The organism is Georhizobium sp. MAB10 (assembly GCF_045012825.1).
GTDB lineage: Bacteria > Pseudomonadota > Alphaproteobacteria > Rhizobiales > Rhizobiaceae > Georhizobium > Georhizobium profundi.
In genome coordinates this window covers 1847107-1864703 of the sequence record NZ_CP118314.1, presented here as the reverse complement: position 1 = coordinate 1864703, position 17597 = coordinate 1847107, and the positions used below count along the sequence as shown (strand labels likewise).

The window sequence follows — 17597 nt, the reverse complement described above, 5'->3', positions numbered from 1 at the left end:
ACCATAGTACCAACCGAGGATGCCGACGCGGGCATAATCAGACGCTCTCGATCCACACTGGAATTGCTCGAGAGGGCATCCTCAAACGGATCTGGTAAATGCCCCCACGCTTGTGCAATTACAGCTGTTTTCGTGCCACGCTAGCCCCACTATGTGTATCAGTGTTGTGTAGCACAATTGAAGCGCAACCCCTTGGAGATCAAGGGGTCAGCGCAAAATCAGCAGCTTAGGAGAATGGTGGTGGGTGATGTAGGGATCGAACCTACGACCCGCTGATTAAGAGTCAGCTGCTCTACCAACTGAGCTAATCACCCACGGGTCCAGCCTTTCGGGCCGGAGTTGGGCGCGTATAACGTCGATCCGCGGCCCTGTCCAGCCCCTGTCACACATAAAGCAAACCTTCCGCAACCCGAACGGCGGCTCCGCCCAGGCGAGCGCGGGTGATGCGGCCAGCCGTCACATCCATGTGCAGGTGGATCTTGGAAGGGCGGCCCATCTCGATGCCCTGTTCGACAATGCGGATGTGATGGCCGTCCAGCAAGTCGTCGAACGCGTTGACGGCACCTGCGAGCGCGGCAACCGCGGAACCGGTGGCGGGATCTTCCGGCGTGCCGGAGCATGGAGCGAACATCCGGGCGTGGAAATCGGCAGAATGATCGATGCCGCCCCTGCAATAGACGAAGGCGCTCGCCAGGATGCCTTCGTCTATGGGCGCAAGTGCCTCCCATCGCGCCGGGTCGCACTGGCAATTTTCAGCAATCGTCCGGTCACGCACGGGAATGAGCACACAGGGCACGCCAGCGCTCCAGACGGAAACGACATGGTTCTCGAAGCCGACACTGCCCGGATTGATGCCGAGCGCATCCGCGACCTGGTCCCGCTTGACGATGCAATCCACTTGCCGCGGCAGACGGGGCAAATCGAACTCGGCAAATCCCGCCGGCCGGTCATCGACCGCGTGGTTGCGCATGCTGACGACGGCCCGGATATTGCCGGCGCGTTCTTCGAGCATCAGCACCGTATCGCAATGGCCTGCGCCGTTTTCGGTTGAACCATTGCGCCGATGCGCGAGCGCAACGGCGGCGCCAACCGTCGGGTGGCCGGCAAAGGGCAGTTCCTGCACAGGCGTGAAGATGCGCAGATGCGCCGTGTGATGTGCGTTTTGAGGCGAGAGCACGAACACCGTTTCGGAGAGGTTGAACTCGGCAGCGATCCCCTGCAGCGCCGCGTCGTCCAGCCCGTCCGCCTCGAAGACGACAGCGAGCGGATTGCCCGCGAGCGCCCGGTCGGAAAAGACATCGAAAATCGCATATGGCCGTGCTTGCGACTGCATCCCCACGTCGCGCGCCTCCTCTTTTCGGCTTCTTACCCTCTCGGTATGGCCATCCTTCAACGTTTTGAACCGAAATGCCAGTGCAGGAGCTCCACCATGTAGAACTGGTAGTCGGAGCGCGGTGCGTCCTCCGCGCCGACAGAAAAGACGTCATCGATTTCCGGGTCGGCCTCGGCGTCGATATGAGCGCGCACCCGAGCGACCAGTTCTTCGGCCGTCATGTCGAAGAAGAAGCGCCGGACGATGACGACGACGCCGCCGATCTCCACCATGCCGTACGCTGCCTCGGCCTCAGCGCTCGCAAGATCGAGCCCTGTTTCTTCCAGCACCTCACGCCGCATGTTGCCATCGATGTCGACCTTATCCCCAACGACGTCGCTGAGGTCGAGTGAACCGCATGGGCTGTAGACGAGGCCGGCATTGGCGGTCCTTCCCGCCATGCGGCTCAGGATCACGCGGTTGTCGCTGGAGACGAGGAGAGCGGAGCCGAAGAGGTGCCAGCAGCCTTCGACTGGCCGCTCCTTGAGAAAAAGCAGCAATGCCGAATAGGGCACGCGATGCGCAACCGTGGTCAGCCGGCCGTCTTCGATGTCCATCGTGGAGTGGAGCATGACGGTTCCGTTGAAGAGAGCTGGATTGGTCCGTTGCCTCTGCTGCCAGGCCTCTTCTGCCGCGTCTCGATGCGCGATCTCGAAGGGGTGCGGCTCGGAAGACATGGCGATGGAGATCCGTGAAAGCGGAATGACCGTGCCGCTCGTCCGCTCGATTGTCATGGATAAAGCTCCCTACCCGCCAATCACACGCCTTTGGGCGCAACGGCGAAGATGCCGGTTGACTGACAAAAGCATGCAGGCCCTCCTTTCCATTGCCACGTTTTTGCTGCAACCTTTTGGAACCGGCTCCCAAAAAAGACGTTCATAAAATCGCCGGACAAGCGAAGGGACTTTCGCAACCGCCTCCTCTCCCACCCCGGCATCGGACACAGAGGAGCGAATTTGCATTGCTCGGGAGACAAGGCATGCGCGCCTTCCTATCCATTTTGAGTGCAGTCGCGATTGCCGCGACACTTCTACTACCCTCGACCGTGACAGCCCGTGCGCAGGACCGCGGCTTCGGTAATCTCGTGACTGAGGTCCAGTATCGCGACGGGCGGCGTTGGCGGGATGATCGCCGGTGGCGTGATGCGCGTCGCTGGCATCACCGCGACCGTTATGCGCACCGCCCACGTCATTACGGCCCGCGTTACCGTCGTGGACCGTCGGTCGACATCATCATTGGTGGCGGTGGCTACTACCGCCCTGCTCCGCGCTACATTGCGCCTCCACCCATCCGTCCGGTTCGTCCAGGCTACGGGCTGAATTCGGCTCATATCGATTGGTGCTACGCGCGATACCGGTCCTACCGTGCGTCGGACAACACGTTCCAGCCCTATCACGGCCCTCGGCGCTCCTGCATCTCGCCTTACGGCTGATTATCAAAGCCAGATGTGCTAGGATGAAAGCGGGTCATCGACCCGCTTTCATTTTTTCGAGGAGTGGTCATGGCTTCACTCGCGCGACGGTCGCTTCTGCCTGCGATGTCGCAGGAGACCGCACTGCTCTGGGCGTTTTTCGCAGGGCTTCTTCTCTGCGGGATGCTCTATGGCGCGCTTTCCCTCTTGCGCGATGATGGCGCCGACAGGCCCTATCTGAAGATCCTCGGGTCGAGCTTCATTCTGAATTACCGCGTATCCGATATCTATATGGGTTTTTCGGCAGCCGTCGATCGCCCCATCCCCATCGGCACGGTGCTCCAGGCGCGTTTCGAAGATCCCCTCGGCGGACCACCCTATCTGGTGGAAGAAAGGATAGGCGTTCCGGACCGGCGGATTTCGTTGCGCAGCCCCTCACTGTCCGGCATCGTGGCCGGCAAGCCCTATGGGGTCGATCTGCTTCTGCTGGACCGGGAGACCGGGGAGCCTTTCTGGGAACACCGCTTCACGGTGACGTCCGAGGTCGATGGATCCGTGGTTCCGGACGCGCCGCTGACGATCGGACCCGGCTACCAGCGTCCAGTACCAGCGCGATGAACGATTGGCTCAGTTCTGCGCGGCCGGCGCGATGGAGCAGCAGCCGCTCAGGCCCGTCGCCGTATCCCCGCTGTCGATCACGATCGTCGTCGCAAGCCCGAACATCCTGTCCGACATACCGTCCGAACAGGCTTGAGGCATCACTACCGCCGTCATCGACTGTTCCTGCCGCTCGCCAAGAATGATCCAATGCGGCGACGGGCTGTTCATGGCCCCCGTCACGTGGCGGATCGAAAACAGCGTGCCGTCGGGATTGTCTGGCGTGTTGTAGGTTATGGAAGTTCCCGCAGCCACCACCGACCAGAACGGCTCGGTTCCGAAGCATGCGAGCCGCTCCGGCAGCACACCGGACTGCGGGGCGCCGGCTTCCCGCTCCAGAAACCGTGCTGCGACCCATCCGCTGGCCTCGTTACTGTTGATCTGCAGCCAGTTGCCCCGTCGGCTGACAACTTCGATGCCAGCCGACTGTGGTGGAAGCCTGCCAATGATGTCGGCGTTCGATCGCGGCTCCAGCCGGATGTTGAGTTCGTCGCCCGGTTCGACCCCCGTCACTGCGTAGAGCGCCGGAAGCGACTGATCGTCCTCGAGAACCTCCGCGACACTTGGCGCGGCGAGACACAGTGCCGCGAGCAACAACGACGTTGACACAAGGTGAACTGGTCGGCGAAAGGAAGTCGGTATCATGGCGGCAAGTCTATCCGCGCGCAGCACCGTAGACAATGCGATGCTTCATCTGCCGAAGGCACCTGCCGCGATTTCGCCTGATTCTCGCCTCAATCGCCGATTTCTACGCCTTTGGTCCGCGTCGTAACTGGCAAAGACACCGACCAAAGTCCACGGACTGAAGTCGGACATTCGAATATGTTAATGCACGAAACCCAATGTTTGCGCCCTTAAGAAGCTGAAATGACTTCGGTCTTTTTGTCAGCGGGATCCTGCCCGGTTTTCGCACGTGTTCTGCCTCATCGCATCGCGACAATTGCTGCACTGCACAGGGGGATAACCACGGAGAGACAGAGAATGAACTTGGACAGCCTGTTACTGGCACTGAGCGGCGATGTGGTGCTCGCCGTCAAGAATGCCACCCGCTTCGCGCATTTCATCGGCCTTGCCATCGGATTGGGCGCGGCCACCATGCTTGACCTCATGCTGCTGCGCTTCGTCGGGAGCCGCCGCATCACCTTTCACGATTGGCAGATGATCGATTTCGGCGCGCGGCTGGTCAGCTTCGGTCTGATGCTGCTCTGGATCACCGGCATCGCTTTTCTCATCCAGTACGCATTCTTCGAACCGGCCAAGCTGATGAACGAGAAGATCTGGGCAAAACTGGCGATCGTGTCGATTCTGACTGCGAATGGCATGTTCATCCACTCGATCGTCATGCCCCGCATCCGGGCGCAGATCGGCCAGACGCTCTTTGCGGGCATGGGCAGGGGTGCGCGCAATGCCTTCGTCATCTCCGGAGCGATCTCGGCCACGTCATGGTATGCGCCGGTGGCGCTCGGCGCATTCTCGCAACTGAACAATACCGTGACGGCCATCGGCATTCTGGCCGCCTACGGGGTCGCTCTGGTGGCGATGACCCTGGCGATGCAGGTCGTCATGCGCATCGCCTCGCGGACTGCTCCAGCTGCACCCGCCTTCGCAATGGCGCATCCGGACTACCAGATCCGGCTGACCTACGGGTCTTGAGGCAGCGAGCCCCGATCCTTCTCGGGTCGGGGTTTGTTGATCCATTGTGCGACGAAATGGCGCTTTGTCCCGGGCAAAGGGTTGCCTCTCGCCGAAAAAGTCTGATTGAACCCCTGAACGTCTTCCCAAGACATTTAGCGAAACGCTCAGGGGTCATCTCATCACATGTCACAGAACTCCAGCAATGCCGGACCGCGCGCGCCCCAGCCCCGGCCGGACACGTCCACGGAACCGGTGCTGTCAGTCTTCAAGATAGGCTCCATCGTCGCCGGACCGTTGGTCGCGTTCCTCCTGCTGGCCCTGCCCGCTCCCGAGGGCATGGCACCGGAAGCATGGCGCATGGTCGCTGTTGCCGCCTGGATGGTCATCTGGTGGCTGACTGAGGCGATCCCAATCCCCGCTACGGCGCTTGTGCCTCTGATCGCCATGCCGCTTTTCGCCATCGGCACCACCGCGGAAATCGCCCGCAGCTACGGCGACCCCATCGTATTCCTGTTCCTCGGCGGATTTCTATTGGCCGGCGCGATGCAGAAGGTCGGCCTGCACCGCCGGCTTGCCCTGATGATCGTGGCGACCATCGGCACCTCGCCGCAAAAGATCATCCTCGGCTTCATGATCGCGACGGCGTTCCTGTCCATGTGGATTTCGAACACGGCCACGGCGGTCATGATGTTTGCTGTCGGCAAGTCGGTGATCGATTTCATCTCCGAGAAGACCGACGACGACACGATCATCCGCAATTTCGGCGTCGCGCTGATGCTGGCCATCGCCTATGCGGCTTCGATCGGCGGCGTCGGCACGCTGATCGGCACACCGCCGAATGCATTTCTCGCCAGCCTGATGCGCGACCAGTACGACATCGAGATCAGCTTCTTCACTTGGATGCTGTTCGGCGTGCCGATCGTCCTCATCATGCTGCCGCTCGCCTGGCTGCTCTTGACCCGCTTCCTTTTCCCCACTCACACGATCGCAATCGACGATGCCGGCGCCGGCATCCGGAAGGAATATCGCGCGCTGCCCCCCATGGGCCGCGGCGAAAAGCTCGTCGGCGTTGTGTTCATGCTCGCTGCGCTCGCTTGGATCTTCCGCACGCTGCTTGCCGACATCACGGGTCTCGCACTGGATGACACCGTCATCGGCATCGCCGCGGCGCTGCTGCTCTTCGCCATTCCGGTGAGCCGCCACACTGGCGAGCGCACGCTCGATTGGGAGACCACGAAGAAGGTGCCGTGGGGAATCCTGCTTCTCTTCGGCGGCGGCCTGGCACTCGCCGGCGGCTTCGCCTCGACGGGGCTGGCGGAATGGATCGGCCAATCGGTCGGCGGTTTGGAGATCAGCGTCTTCATCCTGGTGCTCGTCCTGACCACGGCGATGATCTTCCTCACCGAGATCACGTCGAACACGGCCTCCGCAGCCACGTTCCTGCCGATCCTCGGCGCCGTTGCCGTCGGCCTTGGGCTTGATCCGCTGCTCTTGACCGTCCCGGTCGCCGTTGCCGCCAGCATGGCCTTCATGATGCCGGTCGCAACACCGCCGAATGCGATTGCGTTCTCCTACGACCGCATGCGCCTTACCGACATGATGCGCGCAGGAATCTGGATGAACATCCTCGCGATCATCCTGATCTATGGCCTCTTCCTGGCGCTGGGCCCGATCGTCTTCGGCCTGGAGCTCTGACGAATCCACGCGTCGCATATAAAAAAGGGCCGCGGCACTGGGTTCCGCGGCCCTTTTCATGTGTTCAGACCTGAACGGGATCAGAGCGGGAACTGCCACTCCGCCTGCTGATAACGGAACCGATCACCTTCGGCGACGATGTAGCCGAAGCTCGGAAACGCCACATGGGTGGCAGCGACAAGAATGCCGTCGGCCGCGACGCGGTCGAACTGCGCACGACGCGACTGCGCAGCAAGCGCAGCATCGGTGTCGAAGCCGAAGCCCACATCCGGGTAAGCGGTATGGATCGCGGCATTGTGGAGCGTATCGCCGAGGATCAGCATCTCGTCGTCACCGTTGGCGATGTGCAGCACCGAATGTCCCGGCGTGTGGCCCGGTGCATGAATGAGCGTCAGGCCCGGCGCCACTTCGCCTGCCTGGACCTGTCGCGTGCGATCGGCGTAAGGCGTTAGCGACCGGCGCGCACTTTCGAACAGGCCCTGCGCTGCTTCCGGCGCCTGCGACATCATCCCGTCATCGAACCAGAAGCCGTACTCGTCCTCATGGATGACCACTTCGGCATTGGCGAAGACGGCGGCGCCGCTGCCATCGACGAGACCTTCGACGTGATCGATATGGGCATGGGTCAGGATAACGCCGTCGATCTGATCCGGCGTGATGCCTGCTGCTTCAAGATTGGCCACCGTGCGGCCGAGATTGGGCCCGAAGGCCTGCGACGGACCCGAACCCGCATCGATGAGCCAGGTGCCGGCATCGGAATTGACGACAAAGGTGTTCACCGCCGTCGGGATGGTCGTCCCCTGGCGCACGGAAGCGAGTGCAGCCTCGATGTCGGTTGCCGGAACGCCGGAGAAGAGATCGGCGGTCAGCGCGGTGTAGCCATCGTTGATCGCCGTGATCTCGAAGGACCCGACCTTGCGGCGGACGACGCCTGGAACTTGCACGCCGGCAAGCGGCGCTAGCGCCCAAGCAGGCAATGCCAGAGTGGAAGCGGCGGCAAGCGCCCCGAGGCCAAATGAACGTCTGGTGATATTCATGATCTGTCCCTACGCGCGGTTGACGGAAACGGAGATGTTGCCACGTGTGGCGTGCGAGTAAGGGCAGACGACGTGGGCTTTGGCAATCAGATCGTCGGCGACGGCGTCTTCCACGCCCGGCAGCGAAACGGTAAGTGCCACGTCCAGACCGAAGCCGCCCTCGTCTGCGCGTGGACCAATGCCGACATCGGCAGTCACGTTCGCATCGGCCGGAACGCTGACTTTCTCTTTCGAAGCGACGAACTTCAAGGCACCGAGAAAGCAGGCGGCATAGCCGGTCGCGAAAAGCTGCTCGGGATTGACCCCGTCACCGCCAGCGCCGCCAAGCTCCTTGGGGGTGACCAGCTTGACGTCGACGGCACCATCCTTGGTGGCCGAGCGACCGTCGCGACCGCCGGTTGCGGTGGCCTGGGTGCGGTAGAGAACGTTGACCGACATTGCATATCTCCTCTGTTAAAAGTCGAATTCGCTTATATCGTGCACGATACAAATGACAATAGGATGTCGCTATCGATTGCGTTTTGCGCCGTATCGACCTAACTCAGGGGAACGCGAGCCGGACCAGCCATGTCACAGAACAATGCAGAAGCGCCCGAGACGATCGATCCACAGGCTATGCTGTGTTTCAATCTGTATGCGGTCAGCCATGCCTTCAATCGCTTCTACCAGCCGATTCTGGATCCGCTCGGCATCACCTATCCGCAATATCTCGTTCTTCTGGCGCTGCGCCATGAAGACAAGCGTGGCGTGGGATCGCTCGGCCGCGAATTGATGCTCGATACGAACACGCTCTCCCCGCTTCTCAAGCGCATGGAGATCGCGGGCCTCGTCGGGCGTAAGCGCCAAGCCGACGACGAGCGCCGCGTACTGGTGCACTTGACCGAGCGTGGACAGGAGATCGCTGCCCGCGCGGCACAAATCCCCGATTGTATCCTGTCCTGTCTCGACATGCCCGAGAGCGACTTGCAGCAGGCGACGGAGATCGTCGCGCGGCTGCGCCGGATGCTCGCCGACATCGACCCACCGAAAACACCGGCCTGAGGCAGAGGCATCAGACAACGGCATTTGAGACGGAAAACGGCCGCGGATTGCTCCGCGGCCGCCTCAGTTGTTTGGTGCGGCCGATTAGTCGGCCGCGCCGGTCAATGGATCAGTTGCGTGCCTTGTCGACGAGCGCGTTCGACTTGATCCACGGCATCATGCCACGCAGCTTTTCACCGACTTCTTCGATCTGGTGGCTGTCGTTGACGCGGCGGATGCCCTTGAAGCGCGCGCCGCCCGAACGGTATTCCTGCATCCATTCCGACGTGAAGCGGCCGGACTGAATGTCCTTCAGCACGCGCTTCATCTCGGCCTTCGTCTCATCCGTGATGATGCGCGGACCGGTGACGTACTCGCCCCACTCGGCGGTGTTGGAGATCGAGTAGTTCATGTTCGCGATGCCGCCCTCGTAGATCAGGTCGACGATGAGCTTCACTTCGTGCAGGCACTCGAAATAGGCCATTTCCGGAGCGTAGCCGGCTTCAACCAGCGTCTCGAAACCGGCGCGGATCAGTTCGACCAGACCGCCGCAGAGAACGACCTGCTCACCGAAGAGATCGGTTTCGCACTCTTCCTTGAAGTTCGTCTCGATGATGCCCGAGCGGCCGCCGCCGACGCCGCAGGCGTAGGACAGTGCGAGATCGAGCGCATTGCCCGATGGGTTTTGGTGAACGGCGACCAGGCACGGCACGCCGCCGCCCTTCTGGTACTCGCCACGAACCGTGTGGCCCGGGCCCTTCGGCGCGACCATGAGAACGTCGACGCTCGACTTCGGCTCAATCAGGCCGAAATGCACGTTGAGGCCGTGCGCGAAGGCAATAGCAGCGCCATCGCGGATGTTACCGGCGATGTGGTCGCGGTAGATGTCGGCCTGCAGCTCGTCGGGCGTCGCCATCATCATCAGATCAGCCCACGCGGCAGCTTCAGCGACCGACTTGACCTGAAAGCCATCGGCTTCGGCTTTCTTGACCGTTGCGGAGCCTTCGCGCAGCGCGATCACGACGTTCTGTGCGCCGGAATCCTTGAGGTTCAGCGCATGTGCGCGGCCCTGGGATCCGTAGCCGATGATGGCGACGTTCTTCGACTTGATGAGATTGAGATCGGCGTCGCGATCGTAATAGACACGCATTGGGGTCATCCTTCCCTTGGTTGATCTTTGTGATTGGCAACCCTGCTCGCGGTTCCGAACAGGGCAAGAAACTGATCGACCGCCAAGGCGGCATCCCGCGCGATGCGATCTTCAGTCATGTCGATCCGGTCGCCGAGCAGCAGCCGGATCTGAACGTCGCGGGCAACGAGCCCGAAAAAGGTCTGGAACGCGGCTTCGGCATCGGCAAAGGCAAGCAGGCCGCCTGCCCTTCCGGCCTCCAGCATCGGCTTCATGCGACGGCCGAGCGCGAAGCGGCCGTTTTCCAGCACGATCGCACCGAGCCGGCTGCGCTCTGAGCCGGCATGGCTGATGGCCACGCGGTTCAAGGCAACGGATCGCGGGCCGGAGATGACCCGAAGCCAGCTTGCTGCGTAGTCAGTCAGGTGCATCTTGAGCGAAGAGGCGTCCAGACCGCCCGCCTCGGCATTGGCGATATGGACGCGCGAGGCCTGACGCTGCACGGCAGCCGTCAGCAGACCGTCCCGGTCGCCGAACCACTTGTAGAGCGTTTCCTTGGAGCAGCTTGCCCGGCGCGCGACGGCGGTCATGGTGACGGCGTCGCCGCTCTGGACGAGCAGCGCAAGCACGGCATCGAGCACGTCGCGTTGCCGCTCCGTCCAGTCCGCCTCCCGCTCCATCACCGCTGCCTGCTGCATCATCCTGCCGTACCGTACGTTACGGTTCGGCTCTAAGGCCCCGCCGATGGCATGTCAAGCGCGCGCTGACTGTCGCCTGCAAATTTGGAATGGACTGCTCAGTCCTGACCGCCCGAGCGACCACGGATCGCCTCGACGATGGCCGTCGTCGAGCAATTGTCGAGATGAGACAGCACGCGGACCTCGCCTCCATAGGCACGCACGATCTCGCCGCCGACCACCTGATCGAGCGCATAATCGCCGCCCTTCACCAGGATGTCGGGCCGCACCTTCTCGATCAGGGGCGTCGGCGTGTCGTCATCGAAGGCGACGACCCAGTCGACCGATTCCAGCGCGCTTAACACGACCATGCGCCGATCGAGCGTGTTGACCGGACGCGACGGTCCCTTGAGCCGCTTGACCGAAGCATCGCTGTTGATCGCGACGACGAGACGGTCGCCGAGCGCACGAGCCTGTTCGAGATAGCCGACATGACCCGCATGAAGGATGTCGAAACAGCCATTGGTGAAGACGATGCGCTCGCCCGCTGCCTTCGCGTCGGCGATCGCCGCGACCAGCTGCTCCTCGCTGACAGCGCCGCGATCGTGCTCGCGCTGCACGCTGATCGCGCGGCGCAGTTCCGGGCCGCTGACTGCGGCAGTACCGAGCTTGCCGACCGCGATACCGGCCGCGACATTCGACAAACCGACGGCAGCGACGAGGTCCTCGCCGGCGCCAAGTGCTGCGCCGATGGTCGAAATCACCGTGTCGCCTGCCCCCGTCACGTCGTAAACTTCGCGCGCCTGCGTGGGGAAATGCACAGCCGCCTCGCCGCGCCTCAGCAAGGTCATTCCGCTCTTGCCACGGGTGACGAGCAGTGCGCCGAGGTCGAGCTCTTCGACCAGCGCCCGCGCCTTTTCGAGCAGCACCTGCTCGCTGCCGCAATGGCCGACGACGGCCTCGAACTCCGCGAGATTGGGCTTGAGCAGCGAGGCGCCCCGATAACGCTCGAAGTCGACGCCCTTGGGATCGACGAGCACGGAGCATCCCTTGGCTCGGGCGGCAGTGATGAGAGCCTGGATGTCGCTGAGCGTTCCCTTCCCATAGTCGGACAGGATGACCACCGATGCGCTTTCCAAAGCCTCGTCGAGCGCACCAGCGATCGCGGGAGCATGCACATCGGCAAACCTGTCTTCAAGATCGAGCCGGATCAGCTGCTGGTTGCGGGCGATGACCCGCAGCTTGACGATCGTGCGCTCTCTTTCCACGCCGATGAGCCGGCAGGCGACCCCGGCGGCCTCAAGTTGCCCGGCAAGCGCCTCGCCCGGCTCATCGCGACCGACAAGGCCGATGAGCGAAGCCGCGCCGCCGAGCGCCGCAACGTTGAGCGCCACATTGGCCGCCCCGCCCGGACGGTCTTCCGTTGCGGCGACGCGCACTGCCGGCACCGGCGCCTCCGGCGAGATCCGGGTCGTTTCGCCCATCCAGTAGCGATCGAGCATGACATCGCCAACAATGAGAACGCGGGCGCTGTCGAAGCGCGGCATGGAAAGTTGCATCTTGTAACCGTGACCTTGTTGGCGAATTCGCGCTGGCTGAGCGCTTTAACGCGCTTCTTCGCTCTTTAGAAGCCGATCGAGCGTGGACAGCACGATCTCCGGTGTCAGAGGAGCAAAGATTGCGGGATCGACGTCGCGACCCGAAGGTTGGAAATGTCGGGCTTCAAGGCAGACCTGTCGCTCGCCATAACCGCCGACAAGCCCCGGATCCGTCGGACCGAACAGCACGACATTGGGTCGCCCAAGCGCCGCTGCCAGATGAGAAAGACCCGTATCCACCGACACGATACCCGCCGCCTGCGACAGGACCTGAGCAATGGTGGTGAGCGACGAGCGCGGCAGGACTTCGACCATCGGACCGGCCGATGCCAGCCGCTCCGCACGCGCCTGCTCGGCAGCATTCCCCCAGACAAGCTTGATCCCAAACCCTTGAGCAACCGCAAGCGCGATCAGCTCCGCCCAATAGAGTTCCGGCCAGTGTTTATCGTGGCGCGTGGTGCCGTGCAGGAAGACGAGATAAGGCGCACCATCGGCAACCGCACTGGTCGGCACTTCTATGCCGTAGCGCCCACGCCCCTCCGGCATCGTGTAGCCGAGGGCGCCAGCAAAGAGACGTCGCGTCCGGTCGACAGCATGGATGCCCTTTGGGACTACAATTCCTCGGTCGTAAAAAAGCGCTGCCGCAGGTTCACGTGCGGACGCCCTGTCCATGCCGAACCGCTTGCCTTTTGCCAGCCTTGTGGCGAGCAGCGTGCTTTTCAACAAGCCTTGAGCGTCGATGACGGCGTCGTAGCGCTCGGCAGCCAGCGCAGTGCGATAGCGTCCCCATTCGCCGGAACTCAACGCTTTCAGCGGAGCCTTGCGCCAACGCCTGATAGCGACCGGGATGACCTTTCGAACGCTCGGGTGCCAGGCCGGGACTTCATGAAAAGCCTCTTCGACGACCCAATCGAACACGATCCCCGGCAACGCCTCCGCTGCATCGGTGAGCGCCGGGAGCGTATGGATCACATCGCCCATCGAGGATGTCTTGACGACGAGCACCTTCATGAGGCGGTGGCCGAAAGATTGGGCAGCGCGGCAAGCACCCTGTCCGCGCCGAGATCGCGCATGCATATGTGATGGCCGAGCGGACATTCACGCTTGAAGCACGGGCTGCATTCGATGCCGAGTTGCACAATGCTGGCCCGCGAACTCAGGGGCGGGGTGAAAAACGGCGAGGTCGAGCCGTAGACCGCAACAAGCGGCCGATCGAGCGCAGCAGCAACATGCATGAGCCCAGAATCGTTGGAGATGACGGCATCCGCAAGGCCGAGCAGATCGATCGCCTGTCCGAGCGTCGTCGCGCCGGCAAGGTTGAAGATCTGCGCGCGCAAGTGTTCCGGCACGGTGGCAATCACCGCCTCACCGACGGCCCGGTCTTTCGCCGAGCCGAAGATCCACACCTGATGGCCCTCTTCCAGCAACCGTGTTGCAGACTCCGCATAATGCGTTTCGGGCCAGCGCTTCGACGGTCCGAATTCGGCGCCGGGGCAGAGCGCCAGCACGGGCCTCTCGACGGCGAGGCCGAATTGGGCGAGCGCGGCAGCCGGATCTTGCCGGACCAATCGAGGCTCCGGATGCGGCGCGGGAAAATCGGTCGCAGCGCCGATACGATCCTTGTCGAAAGCGAGCGCATTGAACCGGTCGACCATCAGCGGCAAGGCCGCCTTGTCCAGCCTGCGCATGTCGTTGATCAGGCCATAGCGGCTTTCGCCCCGCCAGCCGGTACGCACCGGGATGCCGGCGAAGAACGGTACGAGCGCGGACTTCAGCGAATTCGGCAGCAGGATCGCCTGATCGTAAGCTTCCTGCGCAAGCGTGCGGCCAAGCTTGAAGCGCGCGCCGACACCGAGCTGGCCATGGGCGAGATCCATGCCGATCGATCGGTCGACTTCGGGCATCCGCGCCAGGAGCGGCTCGCTCCATTTTGGCGCAGCGACATGAAGCTCGACGCCTGGCCGCGTGGCCTTCAGCGTCATGAACAGGCTCTGCGCCATCACCATGTCCCCGACCCAGGCGGGGCCTATGATCAGGATCTTTTCGGGCATGAGCGTTCGGTTCTCCGGCGTCCCGGGCAAAGGACCGGCGACCAGGATGAGGCCGCTGGACCGCAGCCCGCACCGCGTGCAGGCTTTCGTCGGCGCCTCATAGCATTTGGCAGGCGTGAGGCAAATCGAAGCCTTTTCGGCTAGCCCCGGCAAGCCTCAACGAAGCGGCGCACGGTTTCCTTCATGCCGTATTCCAGCGCATCCGCGGTAAGGCCGTGACCGATGGAGACCTCGGCCAGATGCGGAACGCGCCGCACAAGCGCCGGCAGGTTGGCGACCGTCAGATCATGCCCGGCATTGACGCCGAGCCCGAGCGCCTTCGCCGCATCGGCAGTTTTTCCAAGCAGTTCCAGCTCCTTGGCAGCGCGATCGGAATCATCGTGGCAACCGCCGTAGGGTCCCGTGTAAAGCTCGATGCGCGCAGCGCCCGTCGCCTTGGCCAGCGCCACGCTTTCTTCGTCGCCATCGCCATCGGCAAAGAGCGAAACCCGCATGCCCTTGCGATTCAATCTCTCCACGATCGGCGCCAAGTCATTGTGCAGCTTGCGAAAATCCCAACCGTGATCGGACGTCGCCTGGCTCGGATCATCCGGCACCAGCGTCACCTGCTCCGGCTCGATCCGCTCGACCAAATCAAGAAACTCGTCGGTCGGATAGCCTTCGATATTGAACTCGGCTTCCGGAAACTCGTCATCGATCAGCGCGCGCAGATCCGGCAGATCGGAAAAACGGATGTGGCGTTGGTCGGGACGCGGATGAACCGTCAGCCCATGCGCCCCGGCCTGAAGCGCGATGCGACCGAGATGCGTGACGCTCGGCCATGGTAAATCGCGCCGATTGCGCAGCATCGCGACGGCATTGAGATTGACCGAAAGCTTGGTGGACATGGGCTGCTCCGCTGCACTGCTTCTTGGTGTCTTAGTCGGATGATCGCATCCCAACAACCCGCTTGGTTGCCGCACCGTTTCAGCGTATTTTGCCGGATCGCGGCGGAGGGTGGCGTGCGTGATCTTCGTTTCAAGCAGGAACGGCACAGAGGGCATCGAGTACCGGGACACGAAACGCCATCTCTGGCTGATTTCGGTCGTCGCGCCCATCGTCCCGGGCTTTGGCGCCGCGATGCTGATGCTCACCGGCAATCTCGCCTGGGCAGCGTTCGCCATCGTCTTCTATTACGTCGTATTGCCCATCGCCGACACGATCGTCGGTGAGGACCCGAACAACCCTCCCGAGGAGATCGTCGAAAAGCTGTCGACGGACAATTTCTACCGCGTCCTGCTCTACCTTTCGATCCCTATCTATTACGCCAGCTTCCTTTTGTCAGCGGTCGCCATCGGCACGATGACCCTACCCTGGTGGGCCTTTCTACTCGTAACGCTCGGCGCTGGCATATCATCGGGCACAGCGCTTACCGTCGGTCATGAGCTCGGTCACAAGAACAGCGGCGCCGATCGGTGGGCTGCGCGGTTCATCACCGCGCTCACCGGTTACGGCCATTTCTGCATCGAGCACAATCGCGGCCACCATGTGTATGTCGCGACATTCGAAGATCCGGCGTCGGCACGGCTTGGCGAAAGCCTTTTCCGCTTTGCGCTGCGCGAACTTCCGGGCACCGCCCGCCGCGGTTGGGCGTTGGAGCGCGAACGGCTGGCGCGAAAGAGCCTCCCCGTCTGGTCGTCGCGAAATGAAGTGCTGCAGGGCTACGCGATCACGGCGCTGACCGCGCTGATCCTGATCGGGCTGTTCGGCTGGATCATGGTGCCGTTTCTCCTGCTCCACCACCCCATCGGCTGGTTTCACCTGACCATGGCGAACTATGTCGAGCACTATGGGCTGCTGCGGCAAAGGCGCCCCGACGGTCGTGTGGAACCGTGCCAGCCGCGTCATTCCTGGAACACGAACCACATCATCTCAAACCTCATGCTGTTCCACCTGCAGCGCCACTCAGACCATCACGCCAACCCGATGCGACCCTATCAGGCACTCCGCGACTACGAAGATCTGCCGCGGCTTCCCGTCGGCTACGCCGGCTGCTTCGTGCTTGCCGCCTGCCCGCCCGTTTGGTTCGCCATCATGGACAAGAAGGCGCTGGCCTGGGCGGATGGTGACCTGACGAGACTGAACGTCGACCCGAAATGGCGCAGCTGGTATGAGCGCAGGCACGAACAACCGGCCGCAGCCTGATCACCGCACGATCGTCAGGCGTTCCGCTGCCCGTGTGATTGCCGTGTAGAGCCAGCGCTCGCGGGTTTCGCGGAAGGCGAAGCTTTCGTCGAACAGCACGACGTTGTTCCACTGCGAGCCCTGCGCCTTGTGCACCGTCAGCGCATAGCCATAGTCGAAATCATCGAAGCGCTTCTTCGTCGACCAGGGGATGTCCGCGTCGGGATCCTCAAAGGCTGCCTTCAGAAGCCGGATCTTGGCGGAGCCACGATCCATATCGTCGTCTTCCGGCTTGATGAGGAGATTGATGCCGGGCTTGGTCGTCTCCTTCGACGACGTCATCACGGCCCAGAGCGAGCCATTGAGCAAGCCCTTGGCCTGGTCGTTGCGCAGGCAGACGAGCTTGTCGCCCGATTGAGGATGAGCCGCCGTGAAGCCTTTCAGTTCCCGGAGCCGCTGATTGTAACGCCGCCGCGTCCGATTGACGCCGAGAAGCACTTGGTCGGCCTCAAGCACGAGATCCGTCGTCACATCGGATTTCGAAATGATCTTCGCAGTACCCCAGTCGCCATGCATCAGTTCGCGGCCTTCGCGCACATGCATGGCGAGCGTGATGATCGGGTTGTCGCGCGCCTGCCGGTGGATTTCCGTCAGCAGAAAATCCGGCTCGTGATCGGTGAAGAACCCACCCCCGGTGATCGGCGGCAACTGGCCGGGATCGCCGAGAACGAGGATCGGCACGCCGAAGCTCATCAGATCCTTGCCGAGCGCCTCGTCGACCATCGAGCATTCGTCCACCACGATCAGCGCGCATTTCGCGATCGGGCTTTGCCGATTGATGGAAAACATCGGCGAGATCGAGGTCTTGCCGGTCTCTTCGTTCTCGACTTCTTCCTCGCCGCGGGGCCGATAAATCAAGGAATGGATGGTCTTGGCATTTGAAGCGCCGCGCGAGCGCAGCACCTGCGCGGCCTTGCCGGTAAACGCGGCGAACTGCACGTCGCCATCCACATGCTCGGCGAAATGGCGCGCGAGCGTCGTCTTGCCGGTGCCCGCATATCCAAAGAGCCGGAAGATCGGCGAGCGGCCTTCCTTCAGCCAGCGCGCGACAGCCTTGAGGGCTTCGTCCTGTTGGGGTGCAAATTCCATCGA

General features: G+C 62.5%; 18 protein-coding genes and 1 tRNA gene. 6 read left to right on the top strand and 13 right to left on the bottom strand.

Going from position 1 to position 17597, the window contains the following annotated elements; translation table 11 throughout:
• Positions 1-238: 238 nt before the first annotated feature.
• From PU133_RS08605 to PU133_RS08595, 3 genes are all read right to left on the bottom strand, one after another.
• Positions 239-314 (bottom strand) — tRNA-Lys (locus PU133_RS08605).
• 68 nt (positions 315-382) lie between these two features.
• Positions 383-1333 (bottom strand): PhzF family phenazine biosynthesis protein, encoded by a 951-nt coding sequence (locus PU133_RS08600; protein WP_404864287.1) that lies wholly within the window; start codon positions 1331-1333, stop codon positions 383-385.
• Between the two features lie 56 nt (positions 1334-1389).
• Complete coding sequence (locus PU133_RS08595) at positions 1390-2106, bottom strand: NUDIX hydrolase (protein WP_404864286.1); 717 nt, start codon at positions 2104-2106, stop codon at positions 1390-1392.
• 245 nt (positions 2107-2351) lie between these two features.
• Here PU133_RS08595 and PU133_RS08590 point away from each other — a divergent pair, with 245 nt between their 5' ends.
• Positions 2352-2804 (top strand): BA14K family protein, encoded by a 453-nt coding sequence (locus tag PU133_RS08590; protein WP_126009582.1) that lies wholly within the window; start codon positions 2352-2354, stop codon positions 2802-2804.
• 69 nt (positions 2805-2873) lie between these two features.
• Positions 2874-3401, top strand: a complete 528-nt coding sequence (locus PU133_RS08585) for a hypothetical protein (protein WP_404864285.1) — start codon at positions 2874-2876, stop codon at positions 3399-3401.
• A 9-nt stretch (positions 3402-3410) separates the two neighbouring features.
• On the opposite strand, the gene PU133_RS08580 is transcribed toward PU133_RS08585, so the two are convergent.
• The gene (locus PU133_RS08580; protein ID WP_404864284.1) at positions 3411-4085 is read right to left on the bottom strand and encodes a COG3650 family protein; all 675 of its coding nucleotides are present in this window, start codon (positions 4083-4085) and stop codon (positions 3411-3413) included.
• 336 nt (positions 4086-4421) lie between these two features.
• Here PU133_RS08580 and PU133_RS08575 point away from each other — a divergent pair, with 336 nt between their 5' ends.
• The gene (locus PU133_RS08575) at positions 4422-5093 is read left to right on the top strand and encodes a hypothetical protein (RefSeq protein WP_126009576.1); all 672 of its coding nucleotides are present in this window, start codon (positions 4422-4424) and stop codon (positions 5091-5093) included.
• 165 nt (positions 5094-5258) lie between these two features.
• Positions 5259-6770 (top strand): SLC13 family permease, encoded by a 1512-nt coding sequence (locus tag PU133_RS08570; protein ID WP_404864283.1) that lies wholly within the window; start codon positions 5259-5261, stop codon positions 6768-6770.
• Between the two features lie 80 nt (positions 6771-6850).
• Here the strand turns inward: PU133_RS08570 and PU133_RS08565 are convergent, their stop codons facing one another.
• Together PU133_RS08565 and PU133_RS08560 are read right to left on the bottom strand one after the other, a co-directional pair.
• A complete protein-coding gene (locus PU133_RS08565) occupies positions 6851-7807 on the bottom strand; it encodes an MBL fold metallo-hydrolase (RefSeq protein ID WP_404864282.1) in 957 nt (318 codons plus the stop codon).
• Between the two features lie 9 nt (positions 7808-7816).
• Positions 7817-8245: an organic hydroperoxide resistance protein gene (locus PU133_RS08560; RefSeq protein ID WP_126009570.1), complete on the bottom strand. Its 429-nt coding sequence runs from the start codon at positions 8243-8245 to the stop codon at positions 7817-7819.
• 129 nt (positions 8246-8374) lie between these two features.
• On the opposite strand from PU133_RS08560, the gene PU133_RS08555 reads away from it, so the two are divergent.
• Entirely contained in the window at positions 8375-8848 is a 474-nt protein-coding gene (locus PU133_RS08555) for a MarR family winged helix-turn-helix transcriptional regulator (RefSeq protein ID WP_404864281.1), read from the top strand.
• Positions 8849-8957: 109 nt separating this feature from the next.
• Here the strand turns inward: PU133_RS08555 and ilvC are convergent, their stop codons facing one another.
• From ilvC to PU133_RS08525, 6 genes are all read right to left on the bottom strand, one after another.
• A complete protein-coding gene (gene ilvC / locus PU133_RS08550; RefSeq protein ID WP_126009567.1) occupies positions 8958-9977 on the bottom strand; it encodes a ketol-acid reductoisomerase in 1020 nt (339 codons plus the stop codon).
• A 5-nt stretch (positions 9978-9982) separates the two neighbouring features.
• Positions 9983-10657, bottom strand: a complete 675-nt coding sequence (locus PU133_RS08545) for a TetR/AcrR family transcriptional regulator (protein ID WP_404864280.1) — start codon at positions 10655-10657, stop codon at positions 9983-9985.
• 95 nt (positions 10658-10752) lie between these two features.
• The gene (gene hldE / locus PU133_RS08540; RefSeq protein ID WP_404864279.1) at positions 10753-12180 is read right to left on the bottom strand and encodes a bifunctional D-glycero-beta-D-manno-heptose-7-phosphate kinase/D-glycero-beta-D-manno-heptose 1-phosphate adenylyltransferase HldE; all 1428 of its coding nucleotides are present in this window, start codon (positions 12178-12180) and stop codon (positions 10753-10755) included.
• Positions 12181-12237: 57 nt separating this feature from the next.
• On the bottom strand, positions 12238-13242 hold the full coding sequence (gene rfaC, locus PU133_RS08535) for a lipopolysaccharide heptosyltransferase RfaC (RefSeq protein WP_404864278.1): 1005 nt from the start codon (positions 13240-13242) through the stop codon (positions 12238-12240).
• Positions 13239-14282, bottom strand: coding sequence for a lipopolysaccharide heptosyltransferase II (waaF, locus tag PU133_RS08530; RefSeq protein ID WP_404864277.1), 1044 nt, complete (start codon positions 14280-14282; stop codon positions 13239-13241). Before waaF ends, rfaC begins: the two co-directional genes overlap by 4 nt.
• 140 nt (positions 14283-14422) lie before the next feature.
• Positions 14423-15169 carry a pyridoxine 5'-phosphate synthase gene (locus tag PU133_RS08525; protein ID WP_404864276.1) on the bottom strand — a complete coding sequence of 249 codons (747 nt, stop codon included), beginning with the start codon at positions 15167-15169 and terminating at the stop codon, positions 14423-14425.
• A 118-nt stretch (positions 15170-15287) separates the two neighbouring features.
• Between PU133_RS08525 and PU133_RS08520 the strand changes: the two genes are divergently transcribed.
• On the top strand, positions 15288-16466 hold the full coding sequence (locus PU133_RS08520) for an alkane 1-monooxygenase (protein WP_404864275.1): 1179 nt from the start codon (positions 15288-15290) through the stop codon (positions 16464-16466).
• On the opposite strand, the gene PU133_RS08515 is transcribed toward PU133_RS08520, so the two are convergent.
• Positions 16467-17594, bottom strand: a complete 1128-nt coding sequence (locus PU133_RS08515) for an ATP-dependent RecD-like DNA helicase (protein ID WP_126009552.1) — start codon at positions 17592-17594, stop codon at positions 16467-16469.
• Positions 17595-17597: the final 3 nt, after the last annotated feature.

Excerpts from the sequence above, each read along its gene's own strand:
- waaF (WP_404864277.1), bottom strand. The coding sequence starts at position 14,282 with ATGCCCGAAAAGATCCTGATCATAGGCCCCGCCTGGGTCGGGGACATG.
- PU133_RS08545 (WP_404864280.1), bottom strand. The coding sequence starts at position 10,657 with ATGATGCAGCAGGCAGCGGTGATGGAGCGGGAGGCGGACTGGACGGAG.
- ilvC (WP_126009567.1), bottom strand. The coding sequence starts at position 9,977 with ATGCGTGTCTATTACGATCGCGACGCCGATCTCAATCTCATCAAGTCG.
- rfaC (WP_404864278.1), bottom strand. The coding sequence starts at position 13,242 with ATGAAGGTGCTCGTCGTCAAGACATCCTCGATGGGCGATGTGATCCAT.
- PU133_RS08600 (WP_404864287.1), bottom strand. The coding sequence starts at position 1,333 with ATGCAGTCGCAAGCACGGCCATATGCGATTTTCGATGTCTTTTCCGAC.
- hldE (WP_404864279.1), bottom strand. The coding sequence starts at position 12,180 with ATGCCGCGCTTCGACAGCGCCCGCGTTCTCATTGTTGGCGATGTCATG.
- PU133_RS08565 (WP_404864282.1), bottom strand. The coding sequence starts at position 7,807 with ATGAATATCACCAGACGTTCATTTGGCCTCGGGGCGCTTGCCGCCGCT.
- PU133_RS08560 (WP_126009570.1), bottom strand. The coding sequence starts at position 8,245 with ATGTCGGTCAACGTTCTCTACCGCACCCAGGCCACCGCAACCGGCGGT.
- PU133_RS08515 (WP_126009552.1), bottom strand. The coding sequence starts at position 17,594 with ATGGAATTTGCACCCCAACAGGACGAAGCCCTCAAGGCTGTCGCGCGC.
- PU133_RS08585 (WP_404864285.1), top strand. The coding sequence starts at position 2,874 with ATGGCTTCACTCGCGCGACGGTCGCTTCTGCCTGCGATGTCGCAGGAG.
- PU133_RS08570 (WP_404864283.1), top strand. The coding sequence starts at position 5,259 with ATGTCACAGAACTCCAGCAATGCCGGACCGCGCGCGCCCCAGCCCCGG.
- PU133_RS08590 (WP_126009582.1), top strand. The coding sequence starts at position 2,352 with ATGCGCGCCTTCCTATCCATTTTGAGTGCAGTCGCGATTGCCGCGACA.
- PU133_RS08575 (WP_126009576.1), top strand. The coding sequence starts at position 4,422 with ATGAACTTGGACAGCCTGTTACTGGCACTGAGCGGCGATGTGGTGCTC.
- PU133_RS08555 (WP_404864281.1), top strand. The coding sequence starts at position 8,375 with ATGTCACAGAACAATGCAGAAGCGCCCGAGACGATCGATCCACAGGCT.
- PU133_RS08595 (WP_404864286.1), bottom strand. The coding sequence starts at position 2,106 with ATGACAATCGAGCGGACGAGCGGCACGGTCATTCCGCTTTCACGGATC.
- PU133_RS08580 (WP_404864284.1), bottom strand. The coding sequence starts at position 4,085 with ATGATACCGACTTCCTTTCGCCGACCAGTTCACCTTGTGTCAACGTCG.
- PU133_RS08525 (WP_404864276.1), bottom strand. The coding sequence starts at position 15,169 with ATGTCCACCAAGCTTTCGGTCAATCTCAATGCCGTCGCGATGCTGCGC.